A 15,430-nucleotide genomic window follows, 5' to 3' on the forward strand; every position below is an offset into this window, starting at 1 on the left:
TCACCCGGTAGGTGTAATAGATGCGATGTGCCAAGATTCATGTCACGGGGAGTTGCGGGACTGAGGCGAGGAGGCGGCGAGTGTAGGTGTGTTGGGGGGAGTCGAATACTGTGTCGGCGCTGCCGGATTCGACTATGCGGCCGTCTTTCATGACGACCACGCGGTCTGCGGCGTGGTGGATTACGCCGAGGTCGTGGGAGATGAGTAGTAGGGCGGTGCCGGATTGGGCTTGGAGGACGGCGAGTAGGTCGAGGATCTGGGCTTGGACCGAGACGTCGAGGGCGGATACCGGTTCGTCGGCGACGATCAGGGCCGGGCGGGGGGCGATGGCGCGGGCGATGGCTACGCGTTGTCGTTGTCCGCCGGAGAGGGTGCGGGGGTGGCGATCGAGGAAAGTGCGGTCGAGTTGGACGGCGTCGAGTACTTCTCGTACGCGGTTCGCTCGGTCGCGGCCTCGAATACCTACCGTGTCCAGGCTTTCGCCGATGATGCGTTCGACGGTGTAGCGGGGGTCGAAGGAGCTCAGCGGGTCTTGGGCGATCAACTGAGCGGTGCCGCGGTGGCGGCGTAGTTCTTTTTCGGAATATTCGCTCCACGGTTCGCCGTCGACGACGACGCGGCCGGAGGTCGGTGCGATGAGGCGCAACGCGAGCCGCGCCGTGGTCGTCTTCCCGGAGCCCGACTCGCCGACGATGCCGAGTGTCTCACCGGCGAACAGGTCGAAGTCGACGTCGTCGACGACCGTACGGGCGGCCGGGCCGGTGCCGTAGACCTTGCGAAGTCCTTGCACCGACAACACGATTCGGGTCTCGTCCACCGTGCGAGGCGGCAGTGGTCGGCGGTGGCGGACGTCGATATCGGCCGACGGATCGTCGGGAATCGACAGCGTCGTACCGCGTGAGTCGGCCGACGGAACGGCGGCGAGCAATCGTTTCGTGTAGACGTGCGCCGGTCGAGTCAGCACATCGCGGGTACTCCCCTGTTCGACGACCGTGCCGTCCTTCATGACCAGCACTCGATCGGCCAGCTCGGCGACCACCGCGAGATCGTGGCTAATCAGCAGTAGTGCGTTACCGGCGGCCTTGCGCTGTCGAAGCAGCTCCAGAATCTGTTGCTGCACAGTGACATCGAGGGCGGTGGTCGGCTCGTCGGCGATGATCAAACGCGGATCACCTGCGATCGCCGTCGCGATCAGCACGCTCCGGCCGGGTAGCGCGGTTCCCGAGGCCGACTGCGCACACTTTGATCGAAAAGAGCTGGGAGTCAACGCATTCCCCAGTCAGATCCCCAGTCCGCTTACTTCTTCTGCACCATGCAGTCTGCACATAATCGTTGTACCAAATCAGAAGCATCTAAATTTCGGATGTTCGGTTTGTTATTCACTGCTCGCTGCCACGTCCGGCACATTGCGGTCGTTCGTGCGCCCGAAATATTCACGAGGTACAGCGATGAAAACGCATTCGGCCAAATTTGTTCGCATATCCACAATCGCGGCTCTTGCCACACTGACACTCGCGCCCGCGCTATTGGCGGGGCCTGCTTCGGCGGACCCGGTGACCGTCAATTTCAAGTGTCAGGCCAAGCCGCCGATCGGCGCCCCGCAAGAATCCACGATGACCATGCAGGTCACCGGCTCGGCACCGGCTACAACGACTCCCGGTGCCGCGGTAGCCATTACATTGACTTCGGGCCAGGGCCAGATTCCAAGCGAGCAAGGAGGATACAAGATTAATTACGTCCGTGACCTGAAACTGATTGCCCCGTTCCCGACCAACTCCGCCTACGTGTCGTCGTCCCTGTCCGGCGGAACCGTCAAAGCGACGATAGACACCAGCGGCGGCAAAGCCGCAATCAAGGTAACCGACCGGCTTCCCGGCGGTTCGACATTCACATTGCCCACACTCACCGTGAATGTGACGGCCGGCAAGTCCGGCTCGATCACGACAACCCTGGCCGGCACCAGCTACGCCGATCCGGGCTTGACCATGGTCGTCAACGCTCAAGCCGGTCCTTTCCCGGTGAACGTCCCCGTGTCGTGCTACCCATCCCCAGCACCGATCTTCACCACGACCGTCATCGGCACCGGCAACGCGACGCAGGCCCCCCAGCCCGCCGAACCGAGCGCGCCCGGCGACTTCACGCTGCTCCCCAACCTCGGCCTAGGCCAGACGCAGTAGAAATCGCGGCCAGATGAAGTGCGGTATCGATTGTCCACAAATCGATACCGCGCCAGGCGTTTAGCCTTGATTCACGGATGTGGCTGCTGGGTTATGCGAAAGGTGTCGAGGTTTTCGGTCAGGAACGACTCGAGGGTGCGCGGGGGTTTGCCGAGGATCTGGGCGACGGTATCGGTGGGATGTTCCGGTTGCGCGATGGCCAGCTGCTGGATCTCGATGATGTGGTCGGCCAGCCAGGTTGGTAGGCCGGATTGTTCGGTGAGGTGTTGGCGGAAGTCGGTGCAGGACAGGTCGGTGTAGCGGATCGGAGTGTCGAGCATGGAACTCAGCCTGGCTGCCAGTCGCGGGTAGCTGTAGGTGTGTGAGCCGGTGAGAAGGTATGCGCCACCGGCGATCTCGGCCTGAGTGAGAGCTGCCGCCGCGACATCGGCGATGTCGCGGCAGTCGATGAAGTTGCAAGTGGACTCGCCCATAATTCCGAAGATGGTGCCCTGCGTCGCCACCTGGGTGCCGAGGAGAAGCAGTTTCTGCATGAACGCGTAGGGGCGCAGGATCGTGTGGGTCAGGCCGGTGGCGCGTAGCACCTCCTCGATGGCGTAGTGCCAGCGTGCGACGGACACCGGCGAGTTCGAAGCGACCGCGGGCGCCGACAGTTTGACGATGTGTTCGATACCGCACGCCGCGGCGGTTTCGATTGTGCGCGTTTCGAGTTCGACCTGGGCGGGGCTGTTGGTCATGGTGAGGAAGAGTTGCGTTGCGCCGTGGAACGCCGATCGCAGTGCGGCAGGGTTCGTGGCGTCGGCGTACCGGATTTCGGCTCCCGGCGGATATTCCATGGCGCGCAGGCGATCTGGATTCCGGCTCAATGCCCGGCAGGGCACTCCGAGGTCGAGCAGGCGGGTCAGCAGCGCGTTGCCGGTCGCGCCGGTGGCTCCCATGACGACGATCATGTGTGCGCCTTTCGTTGGACCGCGCACCAGCGCCACGTGATGATCGTGGCGGCCACTGCGGCGGCGATCGGGAAGTCGATGCGAATGCGATCAGGGAACGACGTTGCGGTGGTGAAAATTTGGGCAGTCAACGCCGCCAACGCGGCGGCACCGAGGCCGAATGCCGCCGCGGCGGCGACGGGCGCCGCTCGTCGCCACCGAGAGCGGCGGAATCCGCTGTACCGCAGCCACATTCCCAGCAGAAGGGCGACCAGCGCGGATGTCCCGGCGATCGACGTCACTGCGGCACGCAGTAGATCCATCTGCCCAGTAGCCAATCCCCCTGCGCCCGCACACAGCGCGGGTGCCAGATAGGCGAACAGCACCTCTTGCCACAATACGAATCGAGGAGATGCGGCTGTTTGATTCGTCTAATTAGGTCCCTAACTATATGGACATGCTGAGCCCGACGTTTGATGATCGGCGGTCAGTCCGCCGTGAGTGCGCCCATGCCGTTGCCGACGCGCTCGAGCAGGTCGAGGAATACCGCGCGTTCCGCGCGGGTCAATCCGCCGACCATCGACTGCAAGCGTCCGAAATGTTCGGCGGCCATATCGCGCAGCTGCTGCGCACCGCGGGCGGTGAGCACAACCACCACGGCACGACCGTCCTCAGCCGAAGCGCGCCTGCATACCAGGCCCTGCTGCGCCAAGCCGTCGATCAGCCCGGTAACCGTTGCGCGCGTAACCCCGAGACTCGTCGCCAGCTGCGAAGGCGACTTCTCGCCATCCGCGTCCTCGAGATCGGCCAGCAATCGATACCGTCCGGTGGACAGCCCGAATCGCGCGAAGTGCGTCTCGGTCGCCTGCCCGAGCCGCGCCCCAACGGCCAGCAGTCGCACCGCGACGAGTACGGCCTGCGGATCGATCTCGGATTCCAGGCCATAGCGGCGCAGCTGTGTCCGCGCCTGCCCCAGGGTGGGGGTTTCGGGGGCGGCCGGGTCCGTCGTCATGAATGTAATATGGCACCTAACTATGTAACCGTCAAAGTTACTCCGATCACATCCAGTGATCGGTCCGCCCTATTCGGTTCCCGCGGCGCGCCCGGCACGACGGGACAGGTCGGCGAAGGCCGCACGCAGTTCGGGCGGACCGATCACCTCGATCTCCGTGTCGAAGCGGGCCAATGCCGCGGCGAGCGCGGCCCAGGACCAGGACCCCGTTGTCAGCCTGGTCCGGGCGGTGCCGAGTTCCTCGACGATGCCGTCGCCTGCGAACGGGGCCACCTCGGCTGCGGGCAGGTCGAGGATCACCGCACCGCGGCAGGGCCAGGCGTCCGCGCTCGCAGAACCCTTGAACTGGGTCGATAGGAAAGCGGCCACGTCACCGCCCGGCACCTCGCGGGGCGGGAATCGCGGTCCGTTCGGGACACGCGGTGTCATCCGGTCCGCGCGGTAGATTCGCCAATCCGCGCGCTCAGGATCCCAGCCGACCAGGTACCAGCGTCCATTCCGGACCACGAGGTGGTGTGGCTGCACCCGGCGGGGCGGTCGCGGCTCGGCGTCTTCGGGGCGTCCCGGCGAACGGTAGTCGAACCGTAGCTCCTCGCCGGCGCGGACGGCGGCGCTCAGCGTGAGCAGCACGTCGGTGTCGACCTGGGGATCGCGCCCAGCCGCGCTGATCTCCAGCGCGTCGACGCGCTGCCGCAACCGCGACGGCAGGACCTGACGCACGGTAGCAAGTGCCCGCGCGGCCGCCTCCTCGATGCCCGCGCCCGTCCCGACGGCGATCCGCAGCGCCACCGCGAGCGCGACCGCTTGGTCCTCGTCGAACAGCAACGGCGGCAACTGATGTCCCGCTTCGAGCCGGTAGCCACCATCGGGTCCTTTGACCGCATGGACGGGGTAACCGAGCTCGCGCAACCGGTCCACATCGCGGCGCACCGTCCGGTCGCTGACGCCCAGGCGTCGGGCCAGCAGGCCTCCCGGCCAGTCGCGCCGGGCCTGGAGCAGGGACAGCAGCGACAGGAGCCTGCTGGAGGTCGTTGCCGAGGAAGCGAGTGGCATGTCCGCAGACTGCCACAAGTAGCGGACATTCCCTGTCCGGTACTGGTGACATCGTCCGTTCTGTCGCCGGAAGTCCGGCGGCGAACCCACTCGTGAAGGACTGGAACACCATGTCGCTCAACGCTGTTGCTCACCTGAACTTCCACGGCCAGGCCCGCGAAGCCCTCGAGTTCTACCGGTCGGTGTTCAGCGGGCAACTCACCATCGCCACCTACGCCGACTTCGGGATGCCCGCCGAACTGCCCGGCGCGACGAACGTCGTGTTCGGCCAGGTCGTCGCCGACAACGGCTTCCGCGTGATGGCCTACGACGTGCCCGGCCCCGACGCACCGCCCAGGACAGCCACGCCAACCACCCGCCGCGAGAACGGCAGCACGATCACCGAGGAACCGTTCTTCCTCTCCGTCCGCGGCGGGAGCGTCGAGGAGGTCGCCCCGATGTGGGAGGGCCTCGCCAAGGACGCGACCGTGATCGAACCGTTCGGCCCCGCCCAGTGGGCGCCCGCCTTCGGGATGCTGGCCGACCGCTTCGGCGTCACCTGGATCGTCGACGTCGCAGCCGAGTACACCGCCTGACCCGTGGGGTGCGGTCTCGGCCGCACCCCAGCACAGGAGAAACCTCGCTCCTGTCGCCCAGCGGCAAGTCTTGTTCCTATGCCAGACCGGAGTTTCGACGCTCCGTAATGGATCACTCAGCCCGCGGCACAAGCCCGCCATTGTGATTCTGACTCAACCTGTCCCAGCGCACAGCGGTAAGTTCCGCATCTGGTGGTCGTGCCACTAATTCCGGGGGCATTTCGCATGCCACATGCGTATTTACCCTGACTCGGTCCGTTCACCGGTCCGGCGGGTTCGCTGACAGAACTCGGCGCTGCCGAATGATCAAGCCTGCCTGCATGATCGGTGCTATCGAGCAGGCCTGGGGCCGGCTCTCGGGGGCTCAATAGGCGGATACGTCAATTACTTCGGCGATGCGAAGCGGCGAATAGGGAGGTGTGCACATGGGCGATCATGTCGATACGGTGCTGCTGCAGATCGGCAACTCGACTGGTGTCCACGACATTGTTTTTCCGTCCTCGGATACCGGGCGCACCCGCATCCGGACGCTGCTTTCCGCGGTCTATCAACTGCCGTTCGCGATCGTCCGCGATGTCACCGCGGTAGATGTGGTGTCGGTGGAATGTGCACGGCCGTTGTTCCCGGTGGTGCGCCGGACCGGGAACTGGACCCAGACCATGCCCGCGCATATACGCACCGATGTCGACATCGTCGGCAGCGACGGCACCGCACCGCGGTGGATCGACGTGGTGGCCGACCTGTCCGCGGCGGTGCTGCTCGAGATCGATCCGGGTGAACTGGATTCGTTGCGTATCAACGATATCGGTGACTTCGCGACGCTGGCGGAGTTCCGTGCGAAGTTCCGCTATCTCGATCTGGAAGCGTTCATGCGGGCGAACCGGCTGACCACGGTCGAGGATTTGCGCGGCGCGTTCCACTACCTGCTGGCCGAGGCGAAATTGAAGCCCGCGCCGCCGTTCGACCCCGCCGATCCCGCGACCAGTCGCAGGCTGACGGTGCGGATCGGAGTGCTGATCCGCGACGACATCGACCTCACCGCCGCGCTGCGGGAGGTACGGCAGATGCTGGCCGCGCAGGAGCCCGTCGTCGACGAGCACCGAGACCGGGATTTCGCCGAAATCTCTTCCCATATAGCACCTTTGGTGATATTCCCCGCCTCGGCGGTGACCGGCAGTGGATTCACGCAGGAACAGATCGCCGCCTTCTTCGCCGGCCAGCGCACGCTCGCAATTTTCATCTGAGCCGATTGTCGGAACACATTCAAGGAGCAGAAATGGCACAGAGCCGAACTCGGGCCAAGGACCCGGACGACGAACCGGTCGAGCAGCAGCCGCTCGCTCCGGATTCGCCAAACATCATGTCGCGCGCGGAAATCGAGGACTATCGCGCAAAGCTGCGGTCCAAATACCACGAGCCGTGACAAGCGTGCGTCGACTCGAATTCAATTCACTCCCTACTAGGAGAAGATCCTGATGTCACTCCACTACGTGCGGGTGTTCCCCGCCTTCGACAATTTCTCACCCGCAGTCCGGCCGACCGGAAATATGGTCGTGATCGGTGATGCCACAGCGGGAACCGCGAACGAGGCCGTTGAGGTGACCTCGACGGCCGAGGCGGTCAGCAAGTTCAGCTCCAGCGCCACAGCGCCGTCCGCGCTGAGTAAGTCGTTGATCACCGCCATGTCGCAGGACCCGAGCCCGAGTCGGCTCTGGGGAATCAAAGTGGGGACCGCCGGGTCCCCCACCCCGGTCCCCGACCCGGCCGGCGCGCTCACCGCCGCCGCCGCGCTCAATGTCCAGTTCGTCGTGCTCGCCAATACTCCGCTGACCGCGACCTCCGGCGCGGCGGGCGGCGCCATCGAGGCGCTGCGCAATCACGTCGTCACCGTGTCCGCCGCCGGCGACGGCAAGGAGCGCATGGGCGTCGCGATGCTGACGAAAGGGGTCGCCAGCCCGGCCCTGGTGAGCGGAACGCTGGTCTCGGATCGGATGGTGTACGTGGCCCACCAGAGTGATGACGACGCCGCGAGCGCGGTGGCGGGCACCATCGCCGGATATCCGCCGTCCACCTCGATGATCCTCAAACAGGTTGCGATCACGAACGTTTCGTTCACCGATGCGCAGATCGACACCATCAACGGTCAAGAGTCGGAGGAACCGACGGTGCCTTCGGCGATCGAAGGTCAGGGCGTGGTCTGGCTGACATCGCCGGCACTCCTGCCCGGCGGGGGCGTCTACCTCGGTGAGGGCTACACCGGCAATCGGCAGAAGCTGAAGTTCATCGACGTGCAGCGCACCCTCGACGATGTCACCTTCCGGCTCAAGGCCCGCCTCATCGGCTCGATCGGCAATCTGCGGATCAGTCGTTCGGGATTGCGCGCCTTGATCCTGCAAATGGAGGCGGTACTCAATCCTTTGGTCGCGGGCGGGGTGCTGGAGGGCTACCAGCTCACCGTTCCCGTGCTGAATCTGCTCGACGCGGATCCGGCGACGCTCACCGACTCGCAAGTCGAGGCGGTCAAACGCGCGCACACCGACCGGGTAGCGCAGGTGCTGGCCAGCGTCGAGTACGCGGGCGCGATGCACCGCATCCACATCAACCTGAAGTTCAACTAGCGGCTGGTCCGCGGATCCGAGGACAGAGCAATGGCCAACTGGAACACCCGACTCGAAGTTCGACTGGGCAGCACGGTGATCAGCCCGATCTCCCAGTTCACTCCCACCTTCAACGTGCCGCACACGGTGGTGCACAGCGTCGAAGCCGAAAACCTCGGCTACATCCGGCAACCACAGACCTTCACCTTCACCATGACCGTCCAGGCATTCGCCGCGGTGGTCGCCGAGCTGACCCAGCTTGCCGTGAACGGCAAGGAATTCGAGATCGCCGTCGCCGAAAAGGCCGGCACCGACTGGTCTTTCAAGTCGCTCAAGTTCGCCAGGTGCATGATCACCTCCGCCAACCCGAGCAACGTCGTCATCGACGGTGTCCCCCAGGCGACCTTCACCTGCATGTGCCTGCAGCCCGGAATCGAGGCCTAGCCGTGCCCACCGAATCCCACCGGCCCGGCGAATGGGCGGACGAACCCCAACCCACCTACCACTTCCCGGTGGAAGTCGAAGTCGTCGGCGAACTGGGCGAAGAGCATCTGCGCCAGGTCGCGACCTACGTCTTCGACCAACTGCACACGACCCTGCGCACCCGCGGCTGACCGCGGCGCAGCCTGCCCAGGCCCGCGAAACCGAAAGGAGGACAACGTATGTCAACGCAGACACGGCCCAAGAATCCGCTGCCGGCGACCGCCAGCGGTGCGGGCAAGATCGTATTACCGGTCAATGTACGTTTGACCGGGACTCCTTCCGGCGCGCACCTGGACAAGCTGACACAGGCGGTGGCACGCGGGGTCCTCAGGCAGCTGCGCGCGGCGCGAGGTGCGGTGCCCGCCCGTCGGATTCGTCCGCAGCACTCGGTACCGGCCGAACAGGCGATCCGCCAGCACCTCGCGCGAGTCGAGCACGATCTCGGTACCGGAATCGGCGTCCGTTCACCAGCGGCACTGGCCGAGCTGAACACGGAAAAGCAGCGCCTCACAACAGAACTCGCCGCCCTTCTCGCCGCGCAACTCGAGCAAAACCGGAAGGCTCAGTCGACTGGCATCGGTGTCCGTTCACCGGCGGCCCTTACCGAGTTGGCGGACGATGAACGCAGGATCGTCGGCGAACTTGCCGTCGCCCAACTGCTCGCGCAGCACGCACCGTTGCTGATCCCACAGCCGCAGTTCCTGCCGATCGACTGGTCCGCGGGTTTGCAGACTCGCGGTTTGACCGGCGAAAGACTTGTGGGCAGTAGGTATTACCCGGAAGCTACCGAACTGCCGCGCAATTTTCCGGCGGCGGACTTTCTCGAAGGCGGGACGCGGACGCCGCTGACCGGAACCGTGCGGGTCAAGGCGGGGAAACTGCCGCTGTCCAGCGAAAGTTTCCGTGCCGACGGCGGGCGCTTGATTCAAGTCAAAACGCTGGACAACGGTCCCGGTAAGTACACCGAACCCGGGTCGATCGCTGACGAGTTGACGAAAGGTCTCGACAAGTTCGACAAGTTCGAGCGCGGACTCTCGCGGAGTGAAACTCGGGGCGCGGAGGTGTTTCGCGCCGAGCACAGTGGCAACGCCGATGAAAAAGTCCTCCATGTCGAACTATTCGAGGACCCGTCGCCGGCGCAGCTCACCGAGCTTGCCGAGTTCGCGGCGGCCGCTCAGCAGCGAGGCGTCACCGTCCGCTTCAACTGGCCCAAGCTGTCCTCGAACACGGTAACCGGCCTCACCGGGGTCGGATTCGGCGTGGCAGGGGCACTCGGGCGCGCGAACCGGCAAGCGGATCAGCAACAGGAAGAGGGCTACGCGCCGGTCGGTGGTGCAGCGTACGCCGCGGAACCTTGGTATATCCGGCTGGGCAGTTTCTTCCGCGGCGACCTGTTCGAGTCGAGCTCGACTACCCCGGAACCGGCTGATGTCCCGGTCTTCCGGGCGAACCTCCGAAAAAAGGCCGACGCCAAGCGGGTCGGGGAGACGCTGGACTTCAACTGGCAGAAGCCGGACCGCAACAGCGCATTGCCGCGCACCCTGAATATCTCCGTGACCTACAAGAAGGCACCCGATGGCCGTTGGGTTGTCGAGGCCGTGGGTGACGCGCCGAGTGGATTCACGCCGCCCGATATCAACAGGATCATCGACCCGGCGGTCAGCGACAGCGCCGTCGACTCGATGCTGACCACCGGAGGGGCGTAGATACCTATGGCGCCCAACAGTTTCGAACTACAGCCGCAGGCCTTGCCTCGCGCACAGTCGATTTCGGTGGCCTTCACCGGATCGCTGACACCGGCGAACCCACGCAGCGTCGAGGAGGCCATTCGGCGTGGAATCCACCAGGCCGTAACGGAATTCGCGCGCGAGCAGCGTCCGGATCTGCGTCGGCCCGCGCCGGTGCCGCACCGGCAGGAGCTGTCGGTCCTCGGCGACATTCTCCGTATCGGCCCGACGCCGACGACGGCGGTGCTCGACCTGGGTCGGCGTAGCTCGGCGCGGGTCGAGGCCGGTGGGCAGTTCGAGATCGAAACCGATGATCCGGTGCGCGCGGTGCAATGGGGTGCCTCGTTGTTCGGCGAACGTGGCTTCGTCGTGCTGGCCGATCCGCGCACGCCGGGACGGTTGCAGGTTCGTCCGTTCGTAACGCCCCTGCACGCCAAGGACTTCGGTGGCTTCATACCGGCGATCAGTACTCAGCCGGGCGATGATCAGGGTAAGGCGGCCAGCGCACCTGCGAGTGGTGCCACCTTCGTCACCGATGGTGTGAACAACCCGTTCATCGTTTCCACGGTCGAGGGGGTTCGCCTCTACGGCGCCGCTGCCGCGGACGCACCGGCCGACTGGCACGGGCAGACCATCGAGCGCCGCCTCGCCGATCCGACGACTCCGCGCCTAACGGAACGGGCAGGCACGCACGAGGCGAAAGGCTCGGCCGACCATGACGCCAGGATCACCGCGCCGAGCGCCGAGCACATGAGCGGGTTGCTTGCGACGGTTCAGGCGAATGAGGCCGACCGGAAGCAGGCTGCCGGCGACGATCCGAAGCTGTCGCCGGTGCTCGGTCCGGCCGGGGCAGGCAAACACGCGCAATGGCTGGACGAGGAACAGCGTCGCGTCAACGGGCCGGACACGGTGCTGAATCCGCGGTATCGGTGGCGGCCGTTCGCCGAGCTGTTGCAGCGCATCGTGTCCGAAGGCGAAGCCGAACCGGCGACCCTGCTGACGACGGCCAAGTGGGTGTCCGGTCTCTACATCGGCTCGCGGGACGAAACCCGTTCTCTCAGTTACCGAATCGATAAGGAGCGGTTGATCGGCGCGGGTTTGACCGCCGAGGACGTCACCGAGCTCGACCGCATTTTCACCTCGACTCAGCTTGCGCCACAGGATGTCCCGGTTCGGGACTGGGCCATCGATTATGGCAACGGCATGGTGTGGGGGGTGACCGAGCGCGAAGCGAACCGGATTGTCCGTGGCCTGCGGGCGCGGCGGGAAGCCGAGATCGATGCGCAGGCAAACGAACTGCTGTGGGGGTTGTTCCTCGCCCTCGGTGGTGTCCAGCGCGGTAGTGCCTCGGACAATCTGGTGGTCCCCCGCGCGGGCGCCGCGTATGGGCCGCCGCGCATCGGCACACCCCGGACCGGCGCGATCAAGGACGAGATCCCACCGTTCGCGGGACTGGTGCCGCCGCCACCGCTCCCGCCGGGCAGGGTGGCCGACTACCGCGGAAATCAACGCGAACTCCACGTCGCACGGACCAACGACGGCTGGCGACTGGCGCGCTCCGGGCGTATCGCCCCGGAGGGCCAGCTGGAGGATCTGAAGCTTCGGTACGGCGCTCCCGGCGGACCTTCCGGTTCGATCGATGTCGATTTGCTCGGCCCGAACGGGGAACTCGGCCTCGTCGGTGGCCCGGCGAAGGGCTGGAACGTGGGCAAAACGATCCAACGGGTCGTGGATCTCAAGAGAGCGGCAGCGGAGCGCGGTGTCGAGGCGGTCGCCTTCTTCACGCGCGATACGCCCCAGAATGTGCTCGATCTGGCGATCAAGCACCTCGGCACGTCCAACGTCCGGTTGTTCGACGACCCGCCGTATCGGGAGCCACCGCCATGAGCCCCGATTCGTCGATGCCCCAGTCGATTCCGGTCGTTCTCGCCGACCGCAGGCACCCGTACTCGAACAGACCATGGGAGAAGGAGCCGGAGAAATGACGGCACAACCAGTTTTGATCGGCCCGGTACCGCTGCTGTATGTGCAGAGCATTTCGATGACCGAGGGCTATCAGATCCAGCGGATCTCCGACAGCCGGTTCTCGCAGGCCATCGCGCCGACCCGCAAGGCGATCGCCGTCGAGGCGACGCTGCTCGGCCCGGAGCGACTGGTGCTGAAGAAGTCGCTGGAGGCGCTCGCCCTGTCCTCGCGGCTGTTGGTCGCCACGGCGGCGAGAACCCTTGCGGTGACCGGTATTCCGGTGGTGTGCGGGTTGACGATCAGCCTGGATATGCAGATCACCGATCTGCGCTTCAGCCAGAGCGTGCAGAAGCGGGACGCGCTCGACGTCTCGATCAGCCTCGAGCATGTGCCGCGCAGCAATACGACGGCGTTGATCGGCGAGATCGCCGATCTCGCACTCGCCGCGGGCACCGCGATCGTCGGGGGTCCGGCCGCGCCGTCGGCGGTGCCCGCGGTCCCCTCGGTGCCGCTGTGAGCCGCCATCCAGTCACGAATCACTCTGTGAGGCAACCTCGATGACCACGACTCTGCATTATCCGTACCTGCGCCTCCCGATCGATGCCGACCAGGGCTTCCCGCAGGCCGTGCGGATCTCTCTCGGCGAGCGCATCTACGTGCTGTCGATGTACGTCAATGTGACCGACGAGGCCCTACTGCGGGAGCCGGATCCGCTGCAACTGCCGCGCGCGGGAGCGTTCCTGGCACTGGAAGTCTCCACCGAGGAGGCCGAAGGAACCCGAATACTGTTTCGCCGCAAGCTCGTACCCGATCTGGAGTATTTCGCGGACGAATTGGCGCTGGTATTCACCGAATTGGCGGTGCACCCGCGCAATCTCAACGGGACCGGCGCGTACGACTCGTCGGTGGTGGGAGGGGTGGCGCTGCGATGGGCTTCGTAATCTGGTATCGACTCGAATTCCGCACCGGCAGGCAACCACCGCCGCTGCTGCGGGTCTCCAATGATGTGCTGCAGGGCGGGCTGGTGCTCGACACCGCGGTGACCACCAAGGCCACGCTGGGACCGCACCCGTCGACGTTCGAGATCACGTTGTGGGACTTGCCATTGGACGAGGCCAAGGGGCTCGCCGAACAGTCGCGCGCCCGGGTCGGCACGAAGAATCCGCTGCTGGTCGATATCGCCCTCGGCTATTTCGATCAACCGTCGACCCAGCGAACCTCCGTCATGTTGGGCGCGATCAACGAGATCCGCACCGACGTCGCCGACGACGGCACCCTGCTGACCCAGATCATGGGGATGGAGTGGGCCGGTTATCAGTTGCGGCTCAATCCCTTCCAGTACGACAAGCCTGGGCGATCGACTTTCGACGAGATCTTCAAGAAGGTGCAGGCGGACACTACGGTGCCGATCCGGCACATCGGTGTGCAGGGCGAGGACCAAGACCGGACCCTGGACAAGGGCACGGCGCTCAGCGCGCTCGGTGAGCTGGCCGGTCGCGCCGGTGTCCCGTTGGCCGTGCGCGCCGGGCAGGCCGTGCTCGGCACCGCGGGTGACTCCGTGCCACCGATCCGGTTCCGGGCCGAGCACAACATCGTCAGCCGACGTCGCCGCGACAGCGGATCACCGGACCCGCAGGGCGGACCGGGTACCACCACCCGGTACCAGCTGAAGGTGCTCGGTGATCCGGCACTGCAGATCGGCGCGAAGGTCGACCTGGAAGACAGCGGATCGGCCGATTTACGAGTGGAATCGGTCGAGCATGTCTTCAGCCTGCGTGCCGGGTACACCTGCGAGGTCGCGCTGCTCGACGTCCAGTCGGCGAAGCGGCCGGAGGCGGTGGACGGAGTGCACGCGGTCGCCGACGACCTGCATTCGCTGACCCGCTCGGTACTGGCGGACCATCCCACTGTCGATATCGGCGATGTCGCCTCGTACAACAAGGCGGGCGACGGCGAAAACGGCGGGCACCGGACCACCTTCGATTACGGCCGCCAGCGATCGGCGTCCAGCGTGGACGATCCGGTGGACAACCGTCTGGTGCTGCATGACAAACCGATGTCCTCGGTATTCGCTTGGGACCGTACGGGATTGATGGTGCCGGTGTACCCGGGCATGCGAGCGGTGCTGGTACACAACGGCGCCCAGGTCAACGACGCGATCGGCACCGGATTCCTCTGGTCGCGGCACGCGAATCATCAACCGCCGAAGAATGAGCCGGGTGACTACTGGCTGTGCCTGCCGACCGAGGTGGCCGGCGGACGGCCCGCGGGTAAAGGGGTCAACGATCTCACCGATGCGAGCGGACACCGCATCATCCAGGCGGCCGGGCTCGACATCCAGGTCGGCGCCGAGGTGCTGCCCGAGGTCGGCGAGCGACCGGAGCCGCCGACCGGGCAGACGCTGATCATCAAGCACGGCAAGGGCACCACGATTACCGTCGCCGAGGACGGTTCCGTGGATATCACCACCGACAACAAAGACGTGACGTTCGGCAACGGCGCGGCGTCGATCACGATCAGCGGCGGCCAGATCACGCTGACCGCGGACACCATCAAGCTCGCGGCCTCCTCGGTGGAGGTGGGGTGATGGCACAAGTGCTGACCACCGATGCGGTGCTGAATTGCGGGCACGGCAAGATCGCCGTCAGTTCCAGTGCCGCGCTGCATGTTTCGGGTAATCCGGTGCTGCTCCAAGGCGATTTCGCCACCGCGAAGTTCGCCTGTGCGAATTCGACACCGCCCGGACCCTGCAACGCGTTCGCCGCGTTCACGGCAGGCGTGTCGACGGTGCTGAAGGTCAACGGGCAACCGGTGATGCTGGCGTCGGCCAAGGCGCTGATAGCCCCCAAAGGGGATTTGGTAGTCACCAGCCCCGGCCAAACCATTCTCGACGCGAAGTAAGGGGGAGCAAT

18 protein-coding genes are annotated in these 15,430 nt (G+C 65.5%); 13 read left to right on the forward strand and 5 right to left on the reverse strand.

Annotated features, from left to right (window positions below; genetic code table 11):
- Positions 1 to 37 precede the first annotated feature (37 nt).
- Complete coding sequence (locus tag ACIA8C_RS09450) at positions 38 to 1,198, reverse strand: ATP-binding cassette domain-containing protein (protein WP_397132714.1); 1,161 nt, start codon at positions 1,196 to 1,198, stop codon at positions 38 to 40.
- A gap of 250 nt (positions 1,199 to 1,448) precedes the next feature.
- Here ACIA8C_RS09450 and ACIA8C_RS09455 point away from each other — a divergent pair, with 250 nt between their 5' ends.
- On the forward strand, positions 1,449 to 2,177 hold the full coding sequence (locus ACIA8C_RS09455; RefSeq protein WP_397132716.1) for a hypothetical protein: 729 nt from the start codon (positions 1,449 to 1,451) through the stop codon (positions 2,175 to 2,177).
- Positions 2,178 to 2,248: 71 nt separating this feature from the next.
- Here the strand turns inward: ACIA8C_RS09455 and ACIA8C_RS09460 are convergent, their stop codons facing one another.
- The 4 genes from ACIA8C_RS09460 to ACIA8C_RS09475 form a co-directional block, all read right to left on the reverse strand.
- Positions 2,249 to 3,127: an NAD(P)H-binding protein gene (locus ACIA8C_RS09460; RefSeq protein WP_397132718.1), complete on the reverse strand. Its 879-nt coding sequence runs from the start codon at positions 3,125 to 3,127 to the stop codon at positions 2,249 to 2,251.
- The gene (locus ACIA8C_RS09465; RefSeq protein ID WP_397132720.1) at positions 3,124 to 3,492 is read right to left on the reverse strand and encodes a hypothetical protein; all 369 of its coding nucleotides are present in this window, start codon (positions 3,490 to 3,492) and stop codon (positions 3,124 to 3,126) included. Before ACIA8C_RS09465 ends, ACIA8C_RS09460 begins: the two co-directional genes overlap by 4 nt.
- Before the next feature lie 101 nt (positions 3,493 to 3,593).
- A complete protein-coding gene (locus ACIA8C_RS09470) occupies positions 3,594 to 4,118 on the reverse strand; it encodes a MarR family winged helix-turn-helix transcriptional regulator (RefSeq protein ID WP_397132722.1) in 525 nt (174 codons plus the stop codon).
- A 69-nt stretch (positions 4,119 to 4,187) separates the two neighbouring features.
- Positions 4,188 to 5,171 (reverse strand): helix-turn-helix transcriptional regulator, encoded by a 984-nt coding sequence (locus tag ACIA8C_RS09475; protein WP_397132724.1) that lies wholly within the window; start codon positions 5,169 to 5,171, stop codon positions 4,188 to 4,190.
- Positions 5,172 to 5,281: 110 nt separating this feature from the next.
- Between ACIA8C_RS09475 and ACIA8C_RS09480 the strand changes: the two genes are divergently transcribed.
- From ACIA8C_RS09480 to ACIA8C_RS09535, 12 genes are all read left to right on the forward strand, one after another.
- Positions 5,282 to 5,746: a VOC family protein gene (locus tag ACIA8C_RS09480; RefSeq protein WP_397132726.1), complete on the forward strand. Its 465-nt coding sequence runs from the start codon at positions 5,282 to 5,284 to the stop codon at positions 5,744 to 5,746.
- A gap of 425 nt (positions 5,747 to 6,171) precedes the next feature.
- Positions 6,172 to 6,990: a hypothetical protein gene (locus ACIA8C_RS09485; RefSeq protein ID WP_397132728.1), complete on the forward strand. Its 819-nt coding sequence runs from the start codon at positions 6,172 to 6,174 to the stop codon at positions 6,988 to 6,990.
- 32 nt (positions 6,991 to 7,022) lie between these two features.
- On the forward strand, positions 7,023 to 7,169 hold the full coding sequence (locus ACIA8C_RS09490) for a hypothetical protein (protein WP_397132730.1): 147 nt from the start codon (positions 7,023 to 7,025) through the stop codon (positions 7,167 to 7,169).
- Positions 7,170 to 7,221: 52 nt separating this feature from the next.
- Complete coding sequence (locus ACIA8C_RS09495) at positions 7,222 to 8,364, forward strand: hypothetical protein (RefSeq protein WP_397132732.1); 1,143 nt, start codon at positions 7,222 to 7,224, stop codon at positions 8,362 to 8,364.
- A gap of 30 nt (positions 8,365 to 8,394) precedes the next feature.
- The gene (locus ACIA8C_RS09500) at positions 8,395 to 8,787 is read left to right on the forward strand and encodes a hypothetical protein (RefSeq protein WP_396990404.1); all 393 of its coding nucleotides are present in this window, start codon (positions 8,395 to 8,397) and stop codon (positions 8,785 to 8,787) included.
- A gap of 2 nt (positions 8,788 to 8,789) precedes the next feature.
- Positions 8,790 to 8,957: a hypothetical protein gene (locus ACIA8C_RS09505; RefSeq protein WP_397132734.1), complete on the forward strand. Its 168-nt coding sequence runs from the start codon at positions 8,790 to 8,792 to the stop codon at positions 8,955 to 8,957.
- Positions 8,958 to 9,005: 48 nt separating this feature from the next.
- On the forward strand, positions 9,006 to 10,532 hold the full coding sequence (locus ACIA8C_RS09510; protein WP_397132736.1) for a hypothetical protein: 1,527 nt from the start codon (positions 9,006 to 9,008) through the stop codon (positions 10,530 to 10,532).
- Between the two features lie 6 nt (positions 10,533 to 10,538).
- Positions 10,539 to 12,440, forward strand: coding sequence for a hypothetical protein (locus ACIA8C_RS09515; protein ID WP_397132738.1), 1,902 nt, complete (start codon positions 10,539 to 10,541; stop codon positions 12,438 to 12,440).
- Positions 12,441 to 12,534: 94 nt separating this feature from the next.
- A complete protein-coding gene (locus tag ACIA8C_RS09520; protein ID WP_397132740.1) occupies positions 12,535 to 13,035 on the forward strand; it encodes a hypothetical protein in 501 nt (166 codons plus the stop codon).
- Positions 13,036 to 13,075: 40 nt separating this feature from the next.
- Entirely contained in the window at positions 13,076 to 13,459 is a 384-nt protein-coding gene (locus ACIA8C_RS09525; protein WP_397132742.1) for a hypothetical protein, read from the forward strand.
- Positions 13,447 to 15,105 carry a hypothetical protein gene (locus ACIA8C_RS09530; protein WP_397132744.1) on the forward strand — a complete coding sequence of 553 codons (1,659 nt, stop codon included), beginning with the start codon at positions 13,447 to 13,449 and terminating at the stop codon, positions 15,103 to 15,105. The genes ACIA8C_RS09525 and ACIA8C_RS09530 overlap by 13 nt, the downstream gene beginning before the upstream one ends.
- Complete coding sequence (locus tag ACIA8C_RS09535) at positions 15,105 to 15,419, forward strand: hypothetical protein (protein WP_397132746.1); 315 nt, start codon at positions 15,105 to 15,107, stop codon at positions 15,417 to 15,419. The genes ACIA8C_RS09530 and ACIA8C_RS09535 overlap by 1 nt, the downstream gene beginning before the upstream one ends.
- Positions 15,420 to 15,430 lie beyond the last annotated feature (11 nt).

The organism is Nocardia sp. NPDC051321 (assembly GCF_044455225.1).
Classification (GTDB): Bacteria; Actinomycetota; Actinomycetes; order Mycobacteriales; family Mycobacteriaceae; genus Nocardia.

Bases quoted from the DNA above. Each gene is read 5' to 3' on its own strand.
- ACIA8C_RS09475 (WP_397132724.1), bottom strand. From the start codon at position 5,171: ATGCCACTCGCTTCCTCGGCAACGACCTCCAGCAGGCTCCTGTCGCTG.
- ACIA8C_RS09525 (WP_397132742.1), top strand. From the start codon at position 13,076: ATGACCACGACTCTGCATTATCCGTACCTGCGCCTCCCGATCGATGCC.
- ACIA8C_RS09470 (WP_397132722.1), bottom strand. From the start codon at position 4,118: ATGACGACGGACCCGGCCGCCCCCGAAACCCCCACCCTGGGGCAGGCG.
- ACIA8C_RS09485 (WP_397132728.1), top strand. From the start codon at position 6,172: ATGGGCGATCATGTCGATACGGTGCTGCTGCAGATCGGCAACTCGACT.
- ACIA8C_RS09530 (WP_397132744.1), top strand. From the start codon at position 13,447: ATGGGCTTCGTAATCTGGTATCGACTCGAATTCCGCACCGGCAGGCAA.
- ACIA8C_RS09480 (WP_397132726.1), top strand. From the start codon at position 5,282: ATGTCGCTCAACGCTGTTGCTCACCTGAACTTCCACGGCCAGGCCCGC.
- ACIA8C_RS09535 (WP_397132746.1), top strand. From the start codon at position 15,105: ATGGCACAAGTGCTGACCACCGATGCGGTGCTGAATTGCGGGCACGGC.
- ACIA8C_RS09520 (WP_397132740.1), top strand. From the start codon at position 12,535: ATGACGGCACAACCAGTTTTGATCGGCCCGGTACCGCTGCTGTATGTG.
- ACIA8C_RS09495 (WP_397132732.1), top strand. From the start codon at position 7,222: ATGTCACTCCACTACGTGCGGGTGTTCCCCGCCTTCGACAATTTCTCA.
- ACIA8C_RS09510 (WP_397132736.1), top strand. From the start codon at position 9,006: ATGTCAACGCAGACACGGCCCAAGAATCCGCTGCCGGCGACCGCCAGC.
- ACIA8C_RS09515 (WP_397132738.1), top strand. From the start codon at position 10,539: ATGGCGCCCAACAGTTTCGAACTACAGCCGCAGGCCTTGCCTCGCGCA.
- ACIA8C_RS09460 (WP_397132718.1), bottom strand. From the start codon at position 3,127: ATGATCGTCGTCATGGGAGCCACCGGCGCGACCGGCAACGCGCTGCTG.
- ACIA8C_RS09500 (WP_396990404.1), top strand. From the start codon at position 8,395: ATGGCCAACTGGAACACCCGACTCGAAGTTCGACTGGGCAGCACGGTG.
- ACIA8C_RS09490 (WP_397132730.1), top strand. From the start codon at position 7,023: ATGGCACAGAGCCGAACTCGGGCCAAGGACCCGGACGACGAACCGGTC.
- ACIA8C_RS09455 (WP_397132716.1), top strand. From the start codon at position 1,449: ATGAAAACGCATTCGGCCAAATTTGTTCGCATATCCACAATCGCGGCT.